Here is a 21,748-nt window from a genome sequence, read left to right as displayed (position 1 = left end):
TTTGTGAGTGTACATATGGCCGAGAGGCTGATTTCTTAAACTTTCCTGCTCTTTGGGAACTCAAATATTTAGTATTATGTCTAAACACTATTTTTCACAACTTCGCCAACACCGTCTCTTTCCCTTGATGCTTAAGATTGGCGCAGCTCTCATTGTGCTTTTTATCATTTCAATATTAGTGGCAGAATCAGAAAGCAGTAGGAAATCCGTTCCGCTGAATATCGAAAAAATCATGACCAATGAAGCGAAAGCCATCGCGGAAACGAAACCTACCCATGTCGATGACAATGTACCGAATTACTCTTATCAAATTCAAGATGGTGATAATTTAAGTAGCATATTTGTGCGTTTAGGTGTGCCGTATAGTGACATGCTAAGTGTGATGGAAACCGACCAAAACCACTTAACCTTGGATACATTAAAGCCGGGTAATACATTAAAAATTTGGTTGGATGAGAAACTGGAACATCTAACTAAGCTTGAAGTTGAATTTACGTTAGCGGACAAAGTTGAATTTACTCGTAACGATGACGATGGAAGTTACACGTTTAATGAAGTTAATTTACCGGGTGTCTGGAAATCTTATCCGTTAGTGGGTGAAATTCACGGTAGTTTTTCGACCTCTGTTTACAAGTATGGCGTATCAGGCAGTGAAACTGCTCAAATTACTCAATTATTAAAAGATAAATTAAATTTCGTTCGTGATCTTCGTGCGGGTGATAAATTTGAAATTTTACAAAAACGCCAATTTATTAATGGGGTTGCCAGTGGGAACCGTGAAATAGATGCTATCCGAATTTATAACCGAGGTTCAGTAATAAGTGCTTATTTGCATAGCGATGGTCAGTACTATGACCGTAATGGTGATAGCTTGCAAAATGCATTTTTACGTTGGCCATTAGCGAAACATTACCGTATTAGCTCACCGTTTGACCCAAATCGTTTACACCCAGTGACTCATCGATTGGCTCCACATAATGGTGCGGATATTGCCTGTCCATCAGGAACCGATGTGATTGCTACTGGCGATGGTATTGTGACACTGACCACGGATCATCCTTATGCAGGTAAATATATTGTGATCCAACATGGTTCTACTTACCGTACACGCTATTTACATTTAAGTAAGATCCTTGTTCGACAAGGCCAAGCGGTTCATCGTGGGCAAGTGATTGCAAAGTCAGGTGCTACAGGGCGTGTGACTGGGCCACATCTGCATTACGAGTTCATTATACGTAACAAACCAGTTAACTTCTTAACTGCAAAGATTCCAATGGCAACCTCTATCTCGAAAAAAGAGAAGCCAGCGTTTGAAAAGCACGTAAAAGCAGTTAACCAAGAGTTTAAAATGGCAAAACAAGTTGCTCTTGAGCAAGCGAAACTTGAAGCATTAGTGAATAACTAAATAAGCCGCATATTAAGCCATTAAATCCGTAATGAGAATTAATAGTAGTAACGAAGAGCAAGTGATATTCTCACTTGCTCTTTTTTTTAATTTTCATCAAGGATGAAGCATGTCGACTTCTTTAGTTTCCTCATCAACAAAATCAACAAGCGGCCCAAGTTGGCAGACACCGCAAAACTTTTTGATGCTAATTTCAATCGTGGTTCCGGTTGCATTCGCAAGCTGGATGGCACTTCTCAATAATTTTGTGATAGAAAAAGCGGCCTTTACCGGCGCAGATATTGGTTTATTACAAAGCGTGCGCGAAATTCCTGGTTTCTTAGCCTTTACCGTAGTGTTTGTTTTATTGTTCATCCGTGAGCAAAAATTCATGATAGTTGCATTGGCCATGTTGTCGGTTGGGGTTGCGATTACTGGATTCTTTCCATCGGTATTGGGTTTGTTGATGACCACATTATTGATGTCGACGGGGTTTCATTACTTTGAAACCTTAAAGCAATCGCTATCACTTCAATGGTTAAATAAAGACGAAGCGCCAGAGTTTTTAGGCAAGTTAATTTCGGTGGGAGCGCTTGCCTCACTTTTAACCTACGGCAGTTTATGGGTGATGTTGGAAGTCATTCAATTAGATTATTGGCATGTTTATTTAATTACGGGTGGTTTAGCGTTATGTATCACACTCTTTATGTGGCTGGCCTTTCCTCAATTTGAATCTACGACAATACAAAATAAAAAATTAGTGCTACGAAAGCGGTATTGGCTCTATTACGCACTAACCTTTATGAGTGGAGCTCGTCGCCAAATATTCACTGTGTTTGCAGGTTTTTTGATGGTGGAAAAATTCAATTATTCTGCTGCAGACATTACGTTATTATTTTTAATCAATTACGCTTTCAATTTCTTATTTGCCAAAAAAATTGGCCAGTTTATCGGTGTGGTTGGTGAGCGTAAGGCGCTCATATTTGAATACTGTGGTTTGATTTGTGTTTTTGTTGGTTACGCCTTAGTGCAAAACGAACATATTGCAGCTGGCTTGTATGTTATCGATCACTTGTTCTTTGCATTAGCCTTAGCGGTAAAAACGTATTTGCAGAAAATTGCTGACCCGAAAGACATGGCATCCACCGCTGGGGTCAGTTTTACCATTAATCATATTGCCGCAGTGGTGATCCCGGTTACTTTCGGTTTGTTATGGTTGCATTCTCCTGCGGCTGTTTTTTATATTGGTGCAGCAATGGCGGTAGTATCACTGGTTCTATCTTGTAATATTCCAAGAATGCCAAAGCCGGGCAATGAAGTGTGTAAGTTTAAATGGGGCAATGAAGCGGTAGAAAAGCCGTAATCACGCATCATTTATATTTTTCAAAGGAGGCAATGTGGTCCAATCGGATGCGTTGCCTTTCTTTTTGTTCATCATTTGCTAGGGCTTCAATTTCTAGCCATTCTCCTGTGTTTTTTTGATGGTAAACATTCACGGCTCTTGCCTGAATAGAATTGCCAGACTTTAAATGAATAACAATTTGATCGTGATGCATGCAAGCGAGCTCATATTCATCATAAACACTGCAAGCAATGGGTTGATAATCAGACATGGTAACTCCTATTCGGCGGCATTTAAGGTGGCTTTTTTTAAAAAGCAATATAGTGAATGTAGGCTATTTTCTACGAAAGAATAGATCGATTTATCTTTGTTTACCTATACTTGAAGTTATTCAGTGTTTTATCTAACCATGAGTCAAACAGTGAGGCAACCTAGAATGGTTTCTTTCCCATGACGATATCGTTTGTGATTTTTAGAAGGTACAGATGCTTAATTGGAATGAATTTTTCGAGAGCATCATCTAACCTTTTATACTTAAGTAGGTTAACCAAAAAGGTTAGATGATAGCTTTGACTTTTGTATCCTGAGGTTACTTGTGCAGACTTTAGCTATTTAAATTGCGTTGGCTCAAACGTCGCAGTTTTTGGTCTAATAACTACACTGCCTGCTAATTTGTCGTGAAAACCTTGTTTACGACGATCAAAACCTACCCAGATAAAACCAAGCATAAAGACAAAGATAGAAACAAAATAACCTAAATAACGAATAATGGATTGTACGGTCGTTAAAGGTTGACCTGTTTTTGCATCGACTACTTTTGCTTTAAATAACATTTTCCCTGGAGTTGCAGAGCGAAAACGCCAAAATAAAATCGTGATGATCATCAGAGGCAGATAGCCCCATAAAGAATCGATACTTAAAGAGCCAGCCCAAGAGCTTGAAAAAGTATCCATGCTTTGGGTTGAAAAGTTTTGGCTCTGCTGATTTATACCGGGTAGTGGGATAAAGAATAAAACGACAGAGAATAAAACTGTATCGATCATGGAAGCGCCCACTCTCGCCCAGAAACCAACATACTCATATTCTGTGGGTGTTTCGCTAATATTAAATTCATTCATAATATTATGATCCTGTAATAGAGGAGAAGTAAGTGATGCCTAAGTCACTTATGTTTAAGCCACTTATGCTTAAGCTACTTAGGCATCGTTAAATGTTGGATATACTTGAATTATATTGCGCTAATAAAAGCTGATATAACGCCAATTAAGCCACCGAATACACCACCCCAAACCACAAGCCAACCAAGATGTTGCTTGATCATCGTTTGAATGATTTCTTTCACCATTTTAGGTGTTAATTCATTTAAGCGTTGATCAATGATGTTCTCAATATTCGATTGTATATCGTTCATCATAGAAGGTTGCTCTAATTGGGTTTTCAATGCTTCTTTGACTTGTTCGCTTTGGCTTATTTCTAAAATCGATTCTTGCATTTTTTCAATGAAAGGTTGTTTGAGTGGTTGAAGAGCCTCTGCGCCACCAAACATTGCCAGCATGCCGCCGAATGACGAATTTAAAATGACTTCGGTTAATGAATCAAAGGTCGGAGCAAGATCGATTTTTTCAATAACTGGCTTTAAATCGAAACCTTGGCCACTTGTGATTTCTTTATTCAAAAATTTATCAATATTTTTATCGGTAAAAAACTGCTGCATCATTAATTGTTTGATTGCGGATTTGAAATCTTCAAAGCGAGCAGGGATCACGCCTGAACCGTATAATCCCGGCACTTTTTCAAACAACATGTGTATCGCAAGCCAATTGGTGACAGCACCAGAAAAAGCAAATACACCAGCATAAAGAATAATGGTTTGTTGAGTAAAGTAGCCAATGGCAAGCAACGCCAAAGAGACAAGATTAGTAATAAGACTTTTATTCATGGTTATTCAACATCACAATAATTTAAGACACAAAAAAGGATGATAAAGGTCAGGTTCATTAACCTTGGCTTATACCATCCTCGTTATACTTGCCTTGCTTAAAGCCGCAGTGTTGCAAACTACATTCACTACCACTTCAATGGTTAAGGCAAAACAAATTTTACTTAAAATTCTTTTGGCGCAAAACCTGTCATAACGTCAAGTTTTAACTCTTTACCGACTTTGGTCAGTGGGTGAACAATAATCAGACCTTTTACAGATTTTTTGAGTTTACCTTGGTCAGATTGTTCTTCTTTAGTTAAAGCGCGGCTAAATGGCATTTCTAACAAAGCTTTACGCTCTTTGTTTAAATCGTAACTTTTCTTGTGATTCAGCTGAGCGATTTTTTTTGAAATTTGATTAATTTCTGTTTCGAACTGATAAATCGTCGACTTATCAGCGCGTTGCTTTGCCGCTTCTAATTTATGGCGACACTTATCGAGTCGGTTATTCAGTTGTTGTAATTCGTTGCTTTGGCTCATTGGTACACCATTAATTTAAACGTGAGAACAGAATAGGGCGGCAGTATAGCACGCTAAAATCAATTATATACCCAAGTGAGGTAAGATAAATTATTCAGTATATTCTTATTAGAAAAGAGCAAAAAATTAAGACTGACACCTTTCATTTAGCATGTGGTTGCGTTACAGAATGAATTGGAATTTTCTAAGCATGGATGATTTAACTATTAAGTTAAAACACCAAATGCGCTACCGCAACAATCACTGGGAGGGTGATCAGGGTTCTCAGAATAAAGATCACAAACAATTCCCAAAGCGTTACCGGTATTTTACTACCAAGCAATAGCGCACCGACTTCTGACATATAAATTAGCTGAGTGACCGACATGGCGGCAATGATGAAACGAGTCATGTCACTGTGTATTGGCGCTGCTAAAATTGCAGGGATAAACATATCTGCAAACCCGACTACAATGGTTTGAGAAGCTTGTACCGCTTCAGGGACACCAAGAAGCTTCAAATAAGGAATGAACGGTTGACCTAAAATGGAAAAGACGGAAGTATGCTCTGCAATGACTAATGCTGCCGTACCCATTGCCATCACAACCGGTAATACGCCAAATACCATATCAATGGCATTACGAACCCCTTCACCTAAAACATTTTTCATTGACGGCACGTTGTGCGCTTTTTTGAGGGCTAAGGTCATGCCCCAAGAAAAGTTGCTGTGACCTTCTGGTAAATCGTCGGCTTTTTGATCAGGAACACTGCCATCAATGAAGGTATCTTTTTTCCAACAAAGTGGTGGAAGGCGAGGTAATACGACAGCGGCAACCAAACCCGCTAAACAGACTGCACCATAAAAAGGAATGAATAGGTGTTCTAGGTTTACTTGGGCGATCACAACTAAGCTGAACGTAATAGACACTGCCGAGAAGGTGGTACCGACGATCGCAGCTTCACGTTGAGTGTAAAATTTCTCTTCATATTGCTTACTGGTGAGTAATATGCCGACCGAACCATCCCCTAACCACGATGCCATACAATCAATAGCAGAACGCCCTGGAAGGTTAAAAATCGGTCGCATTACTTTACTGAGTAAAGTGCCAAATAATTCTAACAATCCAAAATTAAGCAATAGGGGTAACAGCATGCCAGCAAAAATGAACACACTGAATAAAGTTGGTAATAGGCCATTTAAAACCATACCACCTGTGTTTTCTTCCCAAATGAACTGAGGACCGATTTTAGCATAAGTCATCACTGCGATAATACCGCCAGCAATACGGACGAATAGCCACAGTGGGCTTGGGTTCATTAGGGTATTTAGAAATGGGTTGTGAGCAATAAAGGCGGGTTTAAACAGCTTGCAAGCAATCGTAGCTACCGACATAAAGGCGATGATGGCAGTGACAATGGTAACGATACTATTGTCTAACAATGCTTGTAATGATTTGGCCAATACAGCAACCGGAATTGTGTAAGATCCTTCATAACTCATTGGAGCCATAAAAAGGAATAAACCAATCAACGATGGAATGATAAACATGAGGTAGGTTTTGAGGGGATATTGCTTATAATCCTGCTCTGTACCTTTTTGGGGGGTCTGTATCTTGCTCATTATGCTCTCAAATGACAATGCTTAAAAATTGCGCAATCCATCGCATAACTATTCACTATCAATCCATGATTTATTCAATGGCGGCAAGAATACCGATTTTCTGACGGAAGTGAAATATAAAAATAGAAATTCTTGATCAATATCAGAACTTAATATCTATAAATACACAGCAGTTGATGTGATAAATATCACAATAGTTGTTGCTGCTTGCGTATAAAACATTCAGAATAGCGCATCAATTGCGATTATTAATATCCATTCAAGTGTATTCCCTCCTGAAAACTGGCGGTTTCTAGTAATAAGATATTGATATTCATGCCTTTATGAGCCTTATTGGCTTTATCTATTTTATTATCGAGATCACTATATGAGTTTTTCCTCTTTGGGACTGTCTGCGCCTCTACTTAAAGCTGTAGAAGAGCAGGGCTATGACACACCTTCACCGATTCAAGCAAAAGCAATTCCTGCTGTAATCGAAGGCAAAGATGTTATGGCCGCCGCCCAAACCGGAACCGGTAAAACAGCCGGCTTTACCTTACCAATTTTAGAGCGTTTATTAGGTGGCGATCGTGTTCGCCCGAATCAAGTTCGTACTTTGATCTTAACGCCCACTCGTGAACTTGCTGCGCAAGTGCATAAAAATGTTGAACAATACAGCCGCCATACTCGTTTAACATCTGCGGTTGTGTTTGGTGGTGTTAAAATTAACCCTCAAATGATGAAGCTGCGCCAAGGTGTGGATGTACTGGTTGCAACTCCGGGGCGTTTATTGGACTTATATAACCAAAACGCAGTACGCTTTTCTCAATTAGAAGTGTTGGTTTTAGATGAAGCGGATCGCATGCTAGACATGGGGTTTATTCGTGATATTCGTAAAATCCTGAGCTTCTTGCCAGCCAAACGTCAGAACCTTTTGTTTTCAGCTACTTTTTCGGATGATATTCGACAATTGGCGAAAGGGTTAGTGAATAACCCTGTGGAGATTTCAGTTAACCCTGCGAATCAAACTGCCACTACGGTTGAGCAATCTATTTACCCTGCCGATCAAAAAAAGAAAGCACCGATGTTGCTGAAGTTGATTGAAGATAATGATTGGCAACAAGTCTTGGTTTTTAGTAAGACTAAGCATGGTGCGAACCGTTTAAGCCGTTTCTTAGATGAAAAAGGCATTACTTCAGCGGCCATTCATGGCAATAAAAGCCAAGGCGCACGAACGAAAGCTTTAGATAACTTTAAAACCGGTGAAGTCCGTGTTTTAGTGGCGACTGATATTGCCGCGCGTGGTATCGATATCGCTCAACTGCCACAAGTGGTGAATTTCGATTTACCTCATGTATCAGAAGATTACGTTCACCGAATTGGCCGAACTGGCCGTGCTGGCGCGACAGGTAAAGCGATCTCGTTAGTGTGTGCAGATGAAGCACATGATTTATTTTCGATTGAACGTTTGATCAAGCAAGTATTACCTCGTATGGAATTAGAAGGCTTCCCAGTGGTGAACAAACTGCCAGAATCTAAGCTTGATATGCGTCCAATGAAACCGAAAAAGCCGAAGAAACCGAGAATGCCTTCTCAGCATAATGATGGACAACGCTCAGGTGAAAATGCGCGTGGGCATAAGCCTGTTGGTAAAAATCGCCGTCATACTGGTGCTGCGAAGCCTGCCAGTGCTCAAGCGACTGGTGAATCTTCAGGTTCAAAAGCACAGCCGAGTGGCGCTCGTAAGCCTAATTCGCCACAGCGTAACCCGAAAAATAATGGACGTAATTTTAAGCCTGCGTAATAGCGAGTTCCTCTCGATGTTTAATGTGTGATTGCCTTTGTGCGAGATCGCTTACACGCATTGTGAGATAAAGCGTTTTATGAGTTGGTAAATATAGAAAAAGCCTTTTTAACTTATTGTTATTAAGGCTTTTTTGTATTTTAAGAGAAATGAAGTTGTTGTCATTGTGAAAACTTTGAATTGGGTCACTTGATGAAAATAAGCAAAAGAGTAATCTTATCCATGTCGAAGGGAAACGACAAAAGGATTAAACCAGAGTCAAGGATTCGATTCTTATACGGATAATCTTTAAGGATAGAGTTTGGTGGCGAAGGACGCGACCAGCAGGATGCAAAGGACATTGAATGGAATCATTAAGTAGCAGGATGTTACTTATAGACGGAATTGAATGGACACCTCTAGGAAGAGGAAGGAACACCGCTCAAGGAACAAGTGATGAGCGCTAATTAGGATTGATTAGCAAGCACGGAATTGCGTAGGACACCGCTAGGAAGGCGATGCAGGAAGAAGCTTTGGAAAGCACACTATCAAGGATTTGATGCATGGAGCACCATCAGTAGCCGGAATGCTGCGAGTAAGACTATAACCCCGATACGAAAGTGTCGGGGTTTTTCTTTTTTTGTTCATCCAAATGGCTTTCGAATTAGTGTAAAATACTCGGCAGCACATTCTTCTTCAGAATGGATGAAATGAAAGGTTTATATCAATATGGAACACAGTGAATTTGAAACACTCGTAAAAACACTTTGTACTTTGGAATCGGTTCCTAGCGCATTGAAATTTTTGCAAATGAATAGTGATAGCGATGTAGCAGAAGCGGCAAAATCGCTCTCTGGTCAATTTGCGTTAGCGGAAGTTGAAAATGAAAACCGTATTTATCATGTTACAACTCAGTTAGATGATGCTGGTGTTGAGCAAGAATACGTTGAACATATTATGAATGAAGGCGATGACATTATTCGTTTCGTGGCTTGGTTTTTTGATATTATGTTCGATGTGAAGAATAAAGAAACTTATGCTGCCGCAGGTAAAACCTATACTCAGCCTAAGCGTAGCTAAAAGCATAATATAGCGTTATTTTCTTATTACTAAATAAGCCAATAGAGAAATCTGTTGGTTTTTTTATTTTTGGCAGAGCATGGATCTTAATCAACCTTCGATTATGTTGTATTTTAACCAGAAAAAAGTGCAATCTTTGGTTGGAAATCATATACATTGGTATGAGTCGCTGTTGATCTTTAATTCTTACTGTAAGCCTAACTGTGACTAGAGATTTAAAAAGGAAAAGATTGATCTATCCATTATTTTTAAGGAGCAAGGATGTTCGTTAGAGAAGCAGAATTTAAAGACTATTCCAAAATAGCCCAGCTACATACACATAATTGGCAACAGGCTTATCAAGGCATATTAGATGATCAATATCTTGAGGATAGATTATCCGTTGAGCATCAAGCTATTTGGCAAACACGCTTAACTCAGCCACCTTTAAACCAAGGCGTCATTTTATTGGAGGAAGGGGATAAATTGTGTGGATTTGTATGTTTATACGGCAATCACAGTTTTGAACACGGGACAATGATCGATAATCTGCATGTGGCTGATGGTTATCGAGGCAAAGGGTTAGGTAAAAAGTTAATGTCTGAAGCGGCAAAATGGGCGACTAAGCATTTTGCAGATGTGGGGATGTACCTTGAAGTCTTAACTAAAAATGAATCGGCTAAAGCTTTCTATGATTCAATCAATGGTATTGATGCGGGTGAGGTTACCTGGAAAGCACCTTGTGGTTCTCACATTGCTTGCCATACCATGACTTGGGCATCGCCATCTGCGCTATTAGATAAAACCGATTAAATCATAACCTCAGGTTCGGATAACTAGAGCGGTTAAATCCTACTTCTTGTGTAAACTCTCTTATCTAAAAAACTGAGGTTTATTTTAATTAATTCGCTTTCATTTGGCGCTAATTATTCGCTCTTTTTACTTTGCAAGTTAATGCATTTTTCTCGTTTTTTGTGCCAAAACATGTTGGCAAATCGCTTCAGCCAGTTGATGGGTAGCAAGATTGCGTTCAACTAACGATGATGGCATGTGACCTGTTTTTACGACACCTAACCATTCTTGGATCATGCTATCAAATCCTTTTGTTGTGAGCATTGGCATCCAATCTTTTGCTTGGAGTTTTTCTGCTTTATCAAGCTGCCATAACGTGCCTTCTGTGAAATTGCTAAACTCATAAGATTGATTGGCAAAATTAGCGGAAACACGTTCTTGAGTTGTACCAAATAAACGATTCATTGAAGCGTGTAATAAGCTGCCTTGTTGCTGCCATTGCACATCTAATCGACCCAGTTGATTTTGGGTTGTGTCCCATTGGCTAGTGATCTGAAGGTCTTGTACATCTGGCTGCGCGTAAATATTGACACTATCCAGTGGGTGAATAAAGTCGTCAAAAATAAACGTGCGAATGTCACCAGGCTGATTGAAGCGATGCTTTTCCCAGCGTAAAGATAAAAGCGGGGTGTGTGGCATTCCAGATTGGACGCCAATTAAGTGTTGGTTAAATAAAGGTATATGTCTGCGATTGAAACCCACGTATAAAGGGGTTTGCTTCCTTGATGACAATTCATATAGCGTTTCACAATCATGGGCGTTGGCAGCAAGCGGCTTATCAACGAACGTGGCGATCCCATTAGAGAGGAAGAAGCTGGCAATCTCCAGATGACTTTGGGTTGCGCTATGGATCATTACCGCATCAATATTCGCGTGTATTAGTTGTTGGTAATCGGTGTAGGTTTCTCGGATTTTGTATTTTTGAGCTAACAACCCTAAAGTTTCAGCATTTCTGGTACAAAAGACCCACTCAACGCCTTCTAATTGGGTGATGAAAGGTAAATAAGCTTTTTGGGCAATGCCACCTAGCCCGATCAGTGCAATCTTCATGGAATTCCTTTGTTCTTTATTTTCCCCATCATACGAGCTTTTTCATCTAACACCAATCTAGCTTGTAAAAGTAACTGAAAAAAAAGGTGTTTCAGTTAGAATGGAATGGAAGTTACTTAGGTATAAGGATGATTATGACGTTGAGTATTTGGCTTTCATTGCTTTTAATTTGTTTACTGGGTGCTATGTCTCCAGGGCCGAGTTTGGCAATGGTGGCGAAACACAGTTTATCTGGTGGTAGAAGGCATGGTTTAGCTACCGCTTGGGCTCACGCATTTGGGATAGGGATATATGCCTTATTTACGATTCTTGGGCTGGCTATTGTATTGCACCAATTTCCCTTTATTTTCAAAGCGATTACTTATGCAGGTGCCGCCTATTTGGCTTGGCTTGGGTTTAATGCGATTCAATCAAAAGGTGGCATTGCGGAAAGGCTTGAATCAGGTGTGAGTTGCTCGATCTTTCAAGCGGCTAAGGAAGGCTTTTTGATTTCTATATTAAGCCCTAAAATTGCCATTTTTTTTACAGCTTTGTTCAGTCAATTTGTTGCGATAAGCGCCGAAGCAAGCAGTAAAGCCATTCTTGTTTTTACGCCATTTATAGTCGATGGTTTGTGGTATACCTTAATTACTTTTATGTTATCAAGCCAAGTGTTACTAATGAAATTAAGAAGTCACGCACATTGGATAGATAGAATATCTGGTGCTGTGTTGATTCTATTGGCTGTGCGCGTTATTTGGATGGTTTAAAAAATCATTGTGGAATGATTGTTAAAATGAGACGAGCCATGAAACTAAACTTTAATGGGGAAGATGCAAGCCAAGTGGTCATTGGTGCATTCACGTTGGCTGTCCCAATTTCTTTTTCTGAAGAAGCATGGGATTTAAGTAAGACTTTGCCGCTTGAAAATATTGCGATGCTGTTTGTGGTATCGATTCTTTTTCTTGGTTTCTTTGCTTATCAAAGTGTTTTTCAAAGTAATGTTAAGCATCGAGTATTAGCGTTTGTTCTCCGCATCATTATTGCGTATACATTGACCTTATGCGTTGTAGCTTTGGTTCTGTTTACTCTTAATAAATTACCATTAGATACTGAGCCACTTTTAGCCTTGAAACGGTTAATTATTATTGCGATGCCAGCCTCTATGGGCGCGATTGTTGTCGATAGCTTTGATAAAGAGTGACATCCGCTAAATTTTCTTTTCTGTAAAATTAAAGCCTATTTTATGAATAATGAGATAGGCTTTTTTTGATCCCTTCATCCATAGACATTATCTATATTCAGCGATGTCGATCTTTGTTTCGCCGCTTAGTCTAGCCTTGTTCTTTTTCAATTAAATGAATACTCCTTGAATAATTGATTACAACACTAAAGGTTGTGTTTGTTATATTTATGAAAGTATTTTTGTATTTAACCGTTAAATATCAATTAGTTGATGGTTGTTCGTATATTCCCATAAAGAATAAGGGGTTGTTTAAATCATTTTAGACGTTATCATTTAAATGGAAATTGATTAGTGCACTAAACAATTGAGGCATTTAACGATGTCTCGTTAAAAAATAAAATGCACTGATAAAAATCAATCACCACCTTGAACTCTATGTTGGCCAGTACGACAGACAGAGTAAGGTGTACAAACAAAGAACAGGGCTAAGATGATTACGGCACCGTGGGTTGCACACCCCGAAAAAGTGACCAGCACTCAGGATGAGTGGACATTTAGAAAACCTGAAATAAGCGATGGTAATCAAGTGAATAACTTGATTGAATCGTGTCCCCCTCTGGATACCAATTCCGCTTATTGTAATTTTTTACAAGCATCACATTTCAGCGATACATGCGTGTTAGCTGAGAAAGACGGTGAGATTGCAGGCTTTGTTTCTGCTTATCTCAAGCCTTCTAGTCACCCGCATCGTCCGGTTTTGTTTATTTGGCAAGTCGCAGTGGCTGAAAATAGCCGAGGATGTGGTTTAGCGTATCGAATGATCAAATCATTGATAAAGCGTGAATGCTTGGCAGGTGTTGCTGCGATAGAAACGACCATTACCAAAGACAACCAAGGGTCTTGGAATCTATTCCGAAAAATTGAACGTGAAGATGGTGAAGAAGGACGTGTGACGGTCTTTCTTGATAAAGAAGATCACTTCGATGGTGAACACGACAGTGAATACCTCTTTCACATTCCCCTTGCGATTTAACCCACTAATCAATAATTAATATATACACAAAGTAGTTGAAGTTGCAGTGAGGCGGCAAGTAAGCGAAGCCCCGAGCATAGGTTTCTTATGTGGTTGAGGGGAGTGAACGCTGCCAACAAAACTGCAGCTTCAAGTAAGAAGGGTATATTCGAATTCTTAATTAGGTAACGACTAATTGAGTGACTCATTACATAGGATGATAGACAGGATCAGACATGAATATCTTTAAAAAGCACGAATCAAACGTTCAATGTTACGCCAACAATTTCCCAGTAGTATTTTCTTCTGCGAAAGGTTGCTGGCTTCATACCGAAGACGGAGACCGCTACTTAGATTTTCTTGCCGGTGCAGGTTCGTTGAACTATGGCCACAACAACCCTGTTCTTAAAAAAGCATTGCTAGATTATATCGACCAAGATGGTTTAACCCACGGTTTAGATATGCACTCTGAAGCAAAACGCCATTTCCTTGAAAGCTTAAATGATAAAATTTTAACCCCTCGTGATCTGGAATATAAAGTTCAGTTTACCGGCCCTACAGGAACAAATGCTGTTGAATCTGCAATGAAATTAGCTCGTAAGGTAAAAGGCCGCACTAATATTGTTGCGTTTACCAATGGCTTTCATGGTGTGTCTTACGGTGCATTAGCCGCAACAGGTAATCAACATCACCGTGGGGGTGCGGCAATGCCACTTTCTGGCGTGACTCGTATTCCTTATGAAGGTTATGCGGATATTGATGGCTTGGCATTATTTGAAACTATGCTAAACGATAACTCTGGTGGTTTAGATAAGCCTGCGGCTGCTTTGGTTGAGGTTGTTCAAGGTGAAGGTGGTTTAAACGCAGCTTCAACCGAATGGCTACAGCGTTTGGATACCATCTGTAAAGACCATGATATTTTATTGATTGTTGATGATATCCAAGCGGGTTGTGGGCGTACGGGTACGTTCTTTAGCTTTGAACCATCGGGCATTAAGCCAGATATGGTGACCTTGTCTAAATCAATTGGTGGTTATGGATTACCGATGGCGATCATGTTGATGAAACCAGAATTAGACCAGTGGGCACCGGGTGAACATAACGGTACGTTCCGTGGTAATAATCATGCGTTCGTTACCGCAGCAGAAGCGATTGACACTTATTGGCATAACGATGAGTTTGAAACGCATATTAAAGAGCGTGCAGAGCAGCTAAACAAATCACTTCAGAAAAGCTTGAAGCAATATTCAAACTTATTTAAAGGCATTAAAGGCCGTGGTTTGATGCAAGGGATTGAGTGTAAGAATGGTGATGTTGCTGACATGATCACCAGTGAATGTTTTGCCAACGGTATGATTATTGAAACCGCAGGTCCAAATGATGAAGTGGTGAAATTTTTCTGCCCACTGACGATAAGCGAGTCGGAGCTTGAGCAAGGGATCCATATCTTTGACAAAGCAGTTGAGACTATTTCAACCAAGCTGACTCGGAGGGCTTCCTAGCCCCAGTACTTCTGTAAAAGATAAGAAGTCAAATACAGGAATGGCCTTAGATGACCTTCCTGTCAGTGAAATACCGGTTTGGCAAGCATTGGCAATGCGCCATTAATGCTTCAACAGAAATCAAAATCGAAAGAATAAGGATGTAAACATGATAGTAAGAACATTAGAAGAGTGCCGCAATAGTGAACGTCGTGTTGTTGCAGATACTTGGGAAAGTGTTCGCATGTTGCTTCGTGATGACAAGATGGGCTTTTCGTTCCATATCACCAACATTTACGCGGGTACCGACACGCATATTCATTACCAAAATCACCTTGAATCAGTGTATTGCATTTCAGGTGAAGGTGAGATTGAAGTGGTTAATGGTGAAACTTATCCAATCAAGCCAGGCACACTTTATATTCTAGATAAACATGATGAACACCAACTTCGTGCTTACAAAGAGGCCGATATGGTGATGGCGTGTGTATTTAACCCACCAATCACTGGCGCAGAAACACATGATGAAAATGGTGTGTATCCGTTAATCGAAGAATAGATCTTAGATTTCGGGTTCCTTGTCTCTAGGATCTGGAACCCGCTATTCAAAACAAAGATATAAAAATTAACTTTACCTTCATAGGAGCTTATTTTGACTTCTTCAAATAGAAGCCACACTGCCGATATTCAAACTTCCAATCATACTGTTGAAAAAATCGGCGGTACTTCCATGTCAGCGTTTGATGCTGTTTTGGATAACATCTTACTTCGTCCCCAAAATCCTTATAACCGTATGTTCGTTGTGTCGGCTTATGGTGGCATTACCGATGCGTTATTAGAATGCAAGCGAACGGGTAAAGCCGGTATTTATCGCTTGGTGGAAAACCGTGATGATGCTTGGACTGACGCGATTGAAGTGTTAGAGCAGCGTATGCTGTTGATTAACGAAAATATGTTTGCCGATCCGATCAGTCGACGTCGTGCGGATAATTTTATAAAAGACAGAATTGCTCAAGCAACAAACTGTATTAATAATATTATGGAAACATGCCAATATGGTCAGTTTTCTATGCAGCATTATTTGCCGCAAATCCGAGAGTTTTTATCTTCCATCGGTGAAGCACATAGTGCCTACAATACTTGTTTGAAGCTAAAAACTCTTGGTATTAACTCAACGTTTGTGGATTTATCAGGCTGGGATCTTGATCAGAAAAATCTAGGTTCTGGTGATTTAGATAGTATTATTGAACAAGCGTTAATGAATATTGATGTCACTAAAGAGCTGCCTATTGTTACTGGATACGTTTATTGCGCTGAAGGTTTAATGAAAACCTATGATCGTGGTTATAGTGAAATGACATTCAGTCGTTTAGCGGTATTGTCTAAAGCGAAGCAAGCGGTGATTCATAAAGAATATCACTTAAGTACGGCAGATCCTCGTATTGTTGGGCCAGAAAAAGTTCGTCCAATGGGGCAAACTAACTATGATGTTGCAGACCAACTTGCTAACTTAGGTATGGAAGCGATTCATCCTAATGCGGCATCAGGCTTACGTCGTAGTGAGATTGAGCTAGTGATTAAAAATACCTTTGAACCTGAACATAAAGGTACGCTAATCTCACATGCTTTCGACCCACATAGCTATGCGGGCAATAGCGATAAAGTTGAGATTATTGCAGGTCGAAACAAAGTATTTGCGCTGCATATTTTTGATCAAGCGATGGTTGGGCAAGCGGATAATGTCAGTTATGAATTAATGGAAATCATTAATGATGAGCATGTTCAGCTAGTTGGTAAAGAGATGAATGCTAACTCGATTACCTATTATTTAAGTGGTAACTCTAAGAGTAAAAATAAAGTGTTGTCTCGCGCTGAAAAAGCTTTCCCGAATGCAAAAATTACCGGAAAGATGGTTGCTTTAATTTCTGTGATTGGTGCATCTATTGATACTAATAAAGCACTTAGCCACGGTATGATTGCGTTAATGAATCAAGATATTACACCAAAAGCTGCCCACTCATCGATGCGAAATGTAGACGTGCAGTTTGTTGTGGATGATGAAAACTATGAAGCGGCAATTTGCACGTTACATGAAGCATTCATTGATGGCGTTCAAGTGAAGAGTAAAGTAAAAGAAGAGCAAGCTGCATAAGCGAACTTTACTTTATACACTCACTTTACAGTGTAAATAGAAAACCTAACCCTTGTGTTGTTGATATAATACAAGGGCTTAGTCATTCTTGACCCACCTAAATTCCATTTGCTTAGCCGTCGCTTCAGCAAGCGCTACATTGGCTAATTGGCTTACAATAAATAAACTCATATCAATGCCGGCAGAAATGCCCCCAGAACTTATTTTATTGCCATCTTGCACCCAGCGGACATTTTCTTGAACATCAAGACTAGGAAATAGCTGGCGTAATGACGGAATGTCCTCCCAATGCGTTGTCACCTTGTGATGCGTGAAAACTTGTGCTTGGGCTAGTAAAAATGCGCCAGTACACACTGAAGCAATTAAAGGAACGGTTTTCTGTTGTTCTGAGATCCAATGAATGACATTGTGCTTGGTCATCTCATTGGTATGAACACCACCCACGATGATCAGTACATCCAATTCAGGATGATTTGTTATATCGAAGTGAGGGAGAACTTGATAGCCTGCTCTTGCGGTAACGATGTCATTTCTTTCTGCAATTAAGAACGTTTCAAACAACGTATCGTTGTGATTTATACGGTTGGCGGTCGTAAAAACTTCATACGGCCCAGAAAAGTCCAAAACTTCTGCATTATCATAGATATAAATACCAATTTTCATATCACATCCTTATTGTATCCATTAAAAGATGATTCTTTTTACTGCCAAACTTAAGATTAAAGAGATTCTTGTCTCGCCTCAATCTGTTTATGTGTCATTATTAAAGCAAGTAAGAGATTCTAAACCCAGAAACTCAACTAAAGAGAGATGATATGAAACTTTTAGTCCGAAATCTTGATCGCAGCACCACTGAAATTGAAATGCGCAAGTTATTTGAAGAGTACGGTGAGGTGGGTGAGTGTACCTTAGTCTTGGATCAAGAAACCGGTGAATCAAAAGGTTTTGGTTTTGTGTATATGCCTGATTTAGATCAAGCTAAAACGGCCATGTTTGCTTTAAATGGTAAAGAAATTGCTGGCAGTAAAATCAAAGTGAAAGTGGCGAGTTAATACTCACCACTCATCACAAAGAATCAACAGAGCTCAGGAAAACCTAGTCGTTCGTTATGCTTAAATAACGGAGATAGGCATTTCTTAAACGCTGTAGATTGTTTTCAAAGTAGCTTGGTGTAAGACGATTTCGACTGAAATATTGTCTTCCCAAGTTATGTTGAAAATCCAATTGAGCGCCAAGACCATTATTAATGTAATTGTGCGTCTCTCCGACTCTAGTTTGGGCTGATATTGTGTATTGATCTATTCCTCTAACTTGTACATAACCAGGCTTCATGTCACGCCAAAATGTTAGCGGTAATGAAACACCAATACTGACGAATTGCTCATCGTCACTGTCTAAATAAGAAGCAAACACATTAGCATCGCCTAGCCAATGACTTGTTGTGACCTGATAACCTTTATCGCCTTGCCAAAATTCACCGCCTTCCAATTTTAACTGCCAGTTAATTTCTGGTACTGAAAGGGTATAACTACCAAGGAGCGTTCCTCTATCTTCCATGGTGTTACCAAATTCATCCTTGTCATTTTTATAAGTAAACTCACTATATTGTACCCCAACTGAATGGTAGCCTTCAGGAGAGTTCCAGACAGTTTCATTTTCTGCACCAATATAACCACTAAAAATATAGCCCGCAGAAAATTGAGTCATGATATTAAAAGGTAATTTGAACGCTTGGTGAACCACGGCACGATCTATTTCACTTTCGTACGACTGGTTTTCCCAGTAACCACCTTCCTTATAATCGTCGCTATCATCGATAGGGAGTAGGTAGCGTACATCGACCGCGAAACCTTGCCATAGTGGAACATAAAGGTTTGTAGCGAGTGCGAGTGAATAATCAATGACACCATATTCTGTTGCGAAAGCATAACGAGTAGCAGGCGAAACAATTACTTGGCTACGACCAAACCCACTGTTCACTTTTTCATGTTTCCATTGGGTACTGTTGAGTGTATTCGCTAAATTTGTAGTGTTTATTTGAGTTTGCTCACAAGCGATGCCTGTTGTTAAGAAATCGCGGTAGCATTGAGTGTTAGTGCTGACGGCTAGCATTGGAATGCCATTTGTTAGGATTACCATTTCAATGTCTGGTGATTCTTGTTCACCTAATTCCAGATCAGCTACAAGAGACTTTCCTGCGTTAGCTGCAATGATCCCTAGTGCCACACCAGCACCATCAATTTGGTTACGATTGTAGCGTCGGTTTTCTAAAGCGATAACCAATTTGTTATTATCATTTTTACCGATTTGAATATTGATAAAGCCTTCTTTTTCAAGTGATTGAATTAATCCTGTCATTCCCACTGACTCGTGAGTAGAAAGCTTTGCTTGTAATAGCTGCATTTTATCTGGAGTTTGTTTAGCAAGGTCAATGGGCTTGTTGTCCAAGTAGCCAACTAAAGGTACGGTGAAGCTGAGACCCCAAATGTTTCTATCCGTGTTTTCACGCGTTGTATAGACTTGATAATCTAAACTAGCGCGGATGTTATACGGTAAAAGATCTTGAGGTGTAACGGCTTTAATACTGGAATTGAACTCAGTTGAATCATATTCACCAGTGAGTTGTAAAAATGAAAATGGTTGAATTTCAATACCACCAAATGGACCATCCATAATGCCCGAAGATAATTTTGATTGACCATAACCAGCCGAAAAACGAACTGGCCAGTTTTCAAGTTTTTTATCCGCTACAATATATGTTGTTTGGAAATTATTAGCTGCACCACCTAAGTCTTGAGTACCTATGGCTAAGTTAAAACCTGTGTAATCATAAACAAAAGGTAATTGGTACTTAATAGAGGCAGACAAATCACGAATACCACAATCTTGATCTGTGTATATATTACAATCATAGCTTTGAGTGACAATGCGACCAGCGACTTCTAAACCTTGAAATAAGCCAATAGTACCAACCCAGTCATCCAGTTCACCAATACCATTTTTATATGGCAAACCTTGACCATAGTACAAGTTGAAATCACCTGTATTTACTACTTGTGCATTTGGAGTATTGGTTAACCCCGTAAAACTTTGATGAGAAGATAGTGCATCGACCTGGTTATCTGAAAAAGCGGATGGTGAAAAAAGCGCTAGATAGGCCAAAGGGACTACATAAGCAAAAGGCTTCTGCATGACCATATAAAATCCTTGTAAATGTATGCAGGGGAATCAACAAAACGCCGCTAAAGGGTAGCGGCGTTTGATGTTTACAATAATCTAGACGTTATGCGCCAGTACCACCACCAGTACTACCGGTACCGGTACCTGTGCCTGTTGGATCGGGATCGGTTGGATCTGTCGGTTCTGGAATAGTGGCGTCTGTAGGTTTATCAATAACGTCTTTAATTGCAGGTATATTATCTAAAATTGTAGCAATATCTTCATTTTGGATTTTGTCCAAAGCAGCGGAATCTTTTACAGCTTCTTTAAAATCAAAAAATATTTCTTTCTTGTCTGTACCCGTCCCATTATTTTCTGGGAAATTAGGGAACTTATTTGTGATCACTTCTGATAGCTTTTTAGTAACTGCTGCAATTTTAGTAGGGTCTGCATCTGGTTGGGCTGTAATTATATCAGATAGAATCATTTTAGTTGCAGCTACCTTACTAAAAAAAGATTTGTTCGATGACTTGATTTTTTCTACAGATTCAGCAGTATTCGTTAAGAACTCTTTAATTGAAATTCCCGCTGTATTTTCCACATCCAAACCTAACGCTAAAAGTATTTCACTTGCAGCGCTATCATTATATGCTTGGCCACCAAGCTTATTTGCAATAAGGGTTGTAAGAGGGGAAGCAGTTGCTTTTTCGCCAGCTTTAAATAAACCTTTTGGTGCTTTATAGGTAACACCAGTCATTTTTTTGTTATTTTCCATGTCAACGGCATTAGGGCCGCCGACAAATTCAACGCTACAGGTTTCTGGAGCAGTAACAAATGTTGGTAAAGTTATATCAATGTTACCTTCATCATCAGTAAATTCATATTCACCAGTAGTTTCATCATCACATGTAGCGGTTGCTATCATTCCACGTACTGGGCCATCATAAGCCTGCACTTCTTTTGATGCTGCCTCTGGTGACGTTGCGGTGTCATCATCGCTGCTAGCGTTACAGCCATATAACACTGCACTTGCGATCAATATTGAAAGTATTTTAACTTTATGTTGTTTCATCCTTTTCCCCACATAATTAACTAGATCATATCTACCGAATGTCATGCATTTAGTAAATTCATATAACAAATAAAGATTATTCCTATACATTATTGCCAATAATAGTCATTTGTAAACAAATACATTAATAAATATAGATTAAACTCGTATTAAGTCATTAGTTATTGGTGTGGTAAATTGTTTGCTCCCGATATGGTG

21 protein-coding genes are annotated in these 21,748 nt (G+C 39.5%); 12 read left to right on the top strand and 9 right to left on the bottom strand.

The window, feature by feature from the left end:
- The first annotated feature begins 76 nt into the window (after positions 1-76).
- Both A1QC_RS10205 and A1QC_RS15625 read left to right on the top strand, forming a co-directional pair.
- A complete protein-coding gene (locus tag A1QC_RS10205) occupies positions 77-1,405 on the top strand; it encodes a peptidoglycan DD-metalloendopeptidase family protein (protein ID WP_017023954.1) in 1,329 nt (442 codons plus the stop codon).
- A gap of 109 nt (positions 1,406-1,514) precedes the next feature.
- The gene (locus tag A1QC_RS15625; RefSeq protein ID WP_017023953.1) at positions 1,515-2,747 is read left to right on the top strand and encodes an MFS transporter; all 1,233 of its coding nucleotides are present in this window, start codon (positions 1,515-1,517) and stop codon (positions 2,745-2,747) included.
- A gap of 7 nt (positions 2,748-2,754) precedes the next feature.
- On the opposite strand, the gene A1QC_RS10195 is transcribed toward A1QC_RS15625, so the two are convergent.
- The 5 genes from A1QC_RS10195 to A1QC_RS10175 all read right to left on the bottom strand — a co-directional run bounded on the left by A1QC_RS10195 (position 2,755) and on the right by A1QC_RS10175 (position 6,714).
- Positions 2,755-2,997 (bottom strand): Rho-binding antiterminator, encoded by a 243-nt coding sequence (locus A1QC_RS10195; protein ID WP_017023952.1) that lies wholly within the window; start codon positions 2,995-2,997, stop codon positions 2,755-2,757.
- 337 nt (positions 2,998-3,334) lie between these two features.
- Positions 3,335-3,844 carry an RDD family protein gene (locus A1QC_RS10190; RefSeq protein WP_017023951.1) on the bottom strand — a complete coding sequence of 170 codons (510 nt, stop codon included), beginning with the start codon at positions 3,842-3,844 and terminating at the stop codon, positions 3,335-3,337.
- A 110-nt stretch (positions 3,845-3,954) separates the two neighbouring features.
- Positions 3,955-4,665 (bottom strand): DUF445 family protein, encoded by a 711-nt coding sequence (locus A1QC_RS10185; RefSeq protein ID WP_017023950.1) that lies wholly within the window; start codon positions 4,663-4,665, stop codon positions 3,955-3,957.
- Positions 4,666-4,829: 164 nt separating this feature from the next.
- Positions 4,830-5,186 carry a YibL family ribosome-associated protein gene (locus A1QC_RS10180; protein ID WP_017023949.1) on the bottom strand — a complete coding sequence of 119 codons (357 nt, stop codon included), beginning with the start codon at positions 5,184-5,186 and terminating at the stop codon, positions 4,830-4,832.
- Between the two features lie 211 nt (positions 5,187-5,397).
- Entirely contained in the window at positions 5,398-6,714 is a 1,317-nt protein-coding gene (locus A1QC_RS10175) for a YjiH family protein (RefSeq protein WP_017023948.1), read from the bottom strand.
- Between the two features lie 439 nt (positions 6,715-7,153).
- On the opposite strand from A1QC_RS10175, the gene A1QC_RS10170 reads away from it, so the two are divergent.
- The 3 genes from A1QC_RS10170 (at position 7,154) to A1QC_RS10160 (ending at position 10,420) form a co-directional block, all read left to right on the top strand.
- The gene (locus A1QC_RS10170; protein ID WP_017023947.1) at positions 7,154-8,569 is read left to right on the top strand and encodes a DEAD/DEAH box helicase; all 1,416 of its coding nucleotides are present in this window, start codon (positions 7,154-7,156) and stop codon (positions 8,567-8,569) included.
- 708 nt (positions 8,570-9,277) lie between these two features.
- Complete coding sequence (locus A1QC_RS10165) at positions 9,278-9,628, top strand: hypothetical protein (RefSeq protein ID WP_017023946.1); 351 nt, start codon at positions 9,278-9,280, stop codon at positions 9,626-9,628.
- A gap of 261 nt (positions 9,629-9,889) precedes the next feature.
- Positions 9,890-10,420, top strand: a complete 531-nt coding sequence (locus A1QC_RS10160; protein ID WP_017023945.1) for a GNAT family N-acetyltransferase — start codon at positions 9,890-9,892, stop codon at positions 10,418-10,420.
- A 138-nt stretch (positions 10,421-10,558) separates the two neighbouring features.
- On the opposite strand, the gene A1QC_RS10155 is transcribed toward A1QC_RS10160, so the two are convergent.
- A complete protein-coding gene (locus A1QC_RS10155; RefSeq protein WP_017023944.1) occupies positions 10,559-11,509 on the bottom strand; it encodes a Gfo/Idh/MocA family protein in 951 nt (316 codons plus the stop codon).
- A 134-nt stretch (positions 11,510-11,643) separates the two neighbouring features.
- Between A1QC_RS10155 and A1QC_RS10150 the strand changes: the two genes are divergently transcribed.
- The 6 genes from A1QC_RS10150 to A1QC_RS10125 all read left to right on the top strand — a co-directional run bounded on the left by A1QC_RS10150 (position 11,644) and on the right by A1QC_RS10125 (position 17,319).
- Positions 11,644-12,258 carry a LysE family translocator gene (locus A1QC_RS10150; RefSeq protein ID WP_017023943.1) on the top strand — a complete coding sequence of 205 codons (615 nt, stop codon included), beginning with the start codon at positions 11,644-11,646 and terminating at the stop codon, positions 12,256-12,258.
- 38 nt (positions 12,259-12,296) lie between these two features.
- Positions 12,297-12,692 (top strand): DUF2391 family protein, encoded by a 396-nt coding sequence (locus tag A1QC_RS10145; RefSeq protein WP_017023942.1) that lies wholly within the window; start codon positions 12,297-12,299, stop codon positions 12,690-12,692.
- 472 nt (positions 12,693-13,164) lie between these two features.
- A complete protein-coding gene (gene ectA, locus A1QC_RS10140) occupies positions 13,165-13,707 on the top strand; it encodes a diaminobutyrate acetyltransferase (RefSeq protein ID WP_017023941.1) in 543 nt (180 codons plus the stop codon).
- 215 nt (positions 13,708-13,922) lie between these two features.
- Positions 13,923-15,188 carry a diaminobutyrate--2-oxoglutarate transaminase gene (gene ectB, locus A1QC_RS10135; RefSeq protein ID WP_017023940.1) on the top strand — a complete coding sequence of 422 codons (1,266 nt, stop codon included), beginning with the start codon at positions 13,923-13,925 and terminating at the stop codon, positions 15,186-15,188.
- A 148-nt stretch (positions 15,189-15,336) separates the two neighbouring features.
- On the top strand, positions 15,337-15,726 hold the full coding sequence (locus A1QC_RS10130) for an ectoine synthase (protein ID WP_017023939.1): 390 nt from the start codon (positions 15,337-15,339) through the stop codon (positions 15,724-15,726).
- A 93-nt stretch (positions 15,727-15,819) separates the two neighbouring features.
- A complete protein-coding gene (locus A1QC_RS10125; protein WP_017023938.1) occupies positions 15,820-17,319 on the top strand; it encodes an aspartate kinase in 1,500 nt (499 codons plus the stop codon).
- A gap of 78 nt (positions 17,320-17,397) precedes the next feature.
- Here A1QC_RS10125 and A1QC_RS10120 read toward each other — a convergent pair whose 3' ends face one another.
- Positions 17,398-17,982 (bottom strand): DJ-1/PfpI family protein, encoded by a 585-nt coding sequence (locus A1QC_RS10120; RefSeq protein WP_017023937.1) that lies wholly within the window; start codon positions 17,980-17,982, stop codon positions 17,398-17,400.
- Between the two features lie 152 nt (positions 17,983-18,134).
- On the opposite strand from A1QC_RS10120, the gene A1QC_RS10115 reads away from it, so the two are divergent.
- Positions 18,135-18,371, top strand: a complete 237-nt coding sequence (locus tag A1QC_RS10115) for an RNA recognition motif domain-containing protein (RefSeq protein WP_017023936.1) — start codon at positions 18,135-18,137, stop codon at positions 18,369-18,371.
- Between the two features lie 43 nt (positions 18,372-18,414).
- Here the strand turns inward: A1QC_RS10115 and A1QC_RS10110 are convergent, their stop codons facing one another.
- Together A1QC_RS10110 and A1QC_RS10105 are read right to left on the bottom strand one after the other, a co-directional pair.
- Positions 18,415-20,511, bottom strand: a complete 2,097-nt coding sequence (locus A1QC_RS10110) for a YjbH domain-containing protein (protein ID WP_026025673.1) — start codon at positions 20,509-20,511, stop codon at positions 18,415-18,417.
- A 91-nt stretch (positions 20,512-20,602) separates the two neighbouring features.
- On the bottom strand, positions 20,603-21,550 hold the full coding sequence (locus A1QC_RS10105) for a hypothetical protein (RefSeq protein WP_017023934.1): 948 nt from the start codon (positions 21,548-21,550) through the stop codon (positions 20,603-20,605).
- Between the last annotated feature and the right edge of the window lie 198 nt (positions 21,551-21,748).

Source organism: Vibrio rumoiensis 1S-45 (assembly GCF_000286955.2).
Lineage (GTDB): Bacteria > Pseudomonadota > Gammaproteobacteria > Enterobacterales > Vibrionaceae > Vibrio > Vibrio rumoiensis_A.
Note: the sequence above shows the minus strand (reverse complement) of the source record. Positions and strands in the feature narration are given on the sequence as shown.

What these genes read in the sequence shown, in the direction of transcription:
- A1QC_RS10205 (WP_017023954.1), top strand. Translation starts at nt 77, where the DNA reads ATGTCTAAACACTATTTTTCACAACTTCGCCAACACCGTCTCTTTCCC.
- A1QC_RS15625 (WP_017023953.1), top strand. Translation starts at nt 1,515, where the DNA reads ATGTCGACTTCTTTAGTTTCCTCATCAACAAAATCAACAAGCGGCCCA.
- A1QC_RS10195 (WP_017023952.1), bottom strand. Translation starts at nt 2,997, where the DNA reads ATGTCTGATTATCAACCCATTGCTTGCAGTGTTTATGATGAATATGAG.
- A1QC_RS10190 (WP_017023951.1), bottom strand. Translation starts at nt 3,844, where the DNA reads ATGAATGAATTTAATATTAGCGAAACACCCACAGAATATGAGTATGTT.
- A1QC_RS10185 (WP_017023950.1), bottom strand. Translation starts at nt 4,665, where the DNA reads ATGAATAAAAGTCTTATTACTAATCTTGTCTCTTTGGCGTTGCTTGCC.
- A1QC_RS10180 (WP_017023949.1), bottom strand. Translation starts at nt 5,186, where the DNA reads ATGAGCCAAAGCAACGAATTACAACAACTGAATAACCGACTCGATAAG.
- A1QC_RS10175 (WP_017023948.1), bottom strand. Translation starts at nt 6,714, where the DNA reads ATGTTTATCATTCCATCGTTGATTGGTTTATTCCTTTTTATGGCTCCA.
- A1QC_RS10170 (WP_017023947.1), top strand. Translation starts at nt 7,154, where the DNA reads ATGAGTTTTTCCTCTTTGGGACTGTCTGCGCCTCTACTTAAAGCTGTA.
- A1QC_RS10165 (WP_017023946.1), top strand. Translation starts at nt 9,278, where the DNA reads ATGGAACACAGTGAATTTGAAACACTCGTAAAAACACTTTGTACTTTG.
- A1QC_RS10160 (WP_017023945.1), top strand. Translation starts at nt 9,890, where the DNA reads ATGTTCGTTAGAGAAGCAGAATTTAAAGACTATTCCAAAATAGCCCAG.
- A1QC_RS10155 (WP_017023944.1), bottom strand. Translation starts at nt 11,509, where the DNA reads ATGAAGATTGCACTGATCGGGCTAGGTGGCATTGCCCAAAAAGCTTAT.
- A1QC_RS10150 (WP_017023943.1), top strand. Translation starts at nt 11,644, where the DNA reads ATGACGTTGAGTATTTGGCTTTCATTGCTTTTAATTTGTTTACTGGGT.
- A1QC_RS10145 (WP_017023942.1), top strand. Translation starts at nt 12,297, where the DNA reads ATGAAACTAAACTTTAATGGGGAAGATGCAAGCCAAGTGGTCATTGGT.
- ectA (WP_017023941.1), top strand. Translation starts at nt 13,165, where the DNA reads ATGATTACGGCACCGTGGGTTGCACACCCCGAAAAAGTGACCAGCACT.
- ectB (WP_017023940.1), top strand. Translation starts at nt 13,923, where the DNA reads ATGAATATCTTTAAAAAGCACGAATCAAACGTTCAATGTTACGCCAAC.
- A1QC_RS10130 (WP_017023939.1), top strand. Translation starts at nt 15,337, where the DNA reads ATGATAGTAAGAACATTAGAAGAGTGCCGCAATAGTGAACGTCGTGTT.
- A1QC_RS10120 (WP_017023937.1), bottom strand. Translation starts at nt 17,982, where the DNA reads ATGAAAATTGGTATTTATATCTATGATAATGCAGAAGTTTTGGACTTT.
- A1QC_RS10115 (WP_017023936.1), top strand. Translation starts at nt 18,135, where the DNA reads ATGAAACTTTTAGTCCGAAATCTTGATCGCAGCACCACTGAAATTGAA.
- A1QC_RS10110 (WP_026025673.1), bottom strand. Translation starts at nt 20,511, where the DNA reads ATGCAGAAGCCTTTTGCTTATGTAGTCCCTTTGGCCTATCTAGCGCTT.
- A1QC_RS10105 (WP_017023934.1), bottom strand. Translation starts at nt 21,550, where the DNA reads ATGAAACAACATAAAGTTAAAATACTTTCAATATTGATCGCAAGTGCA.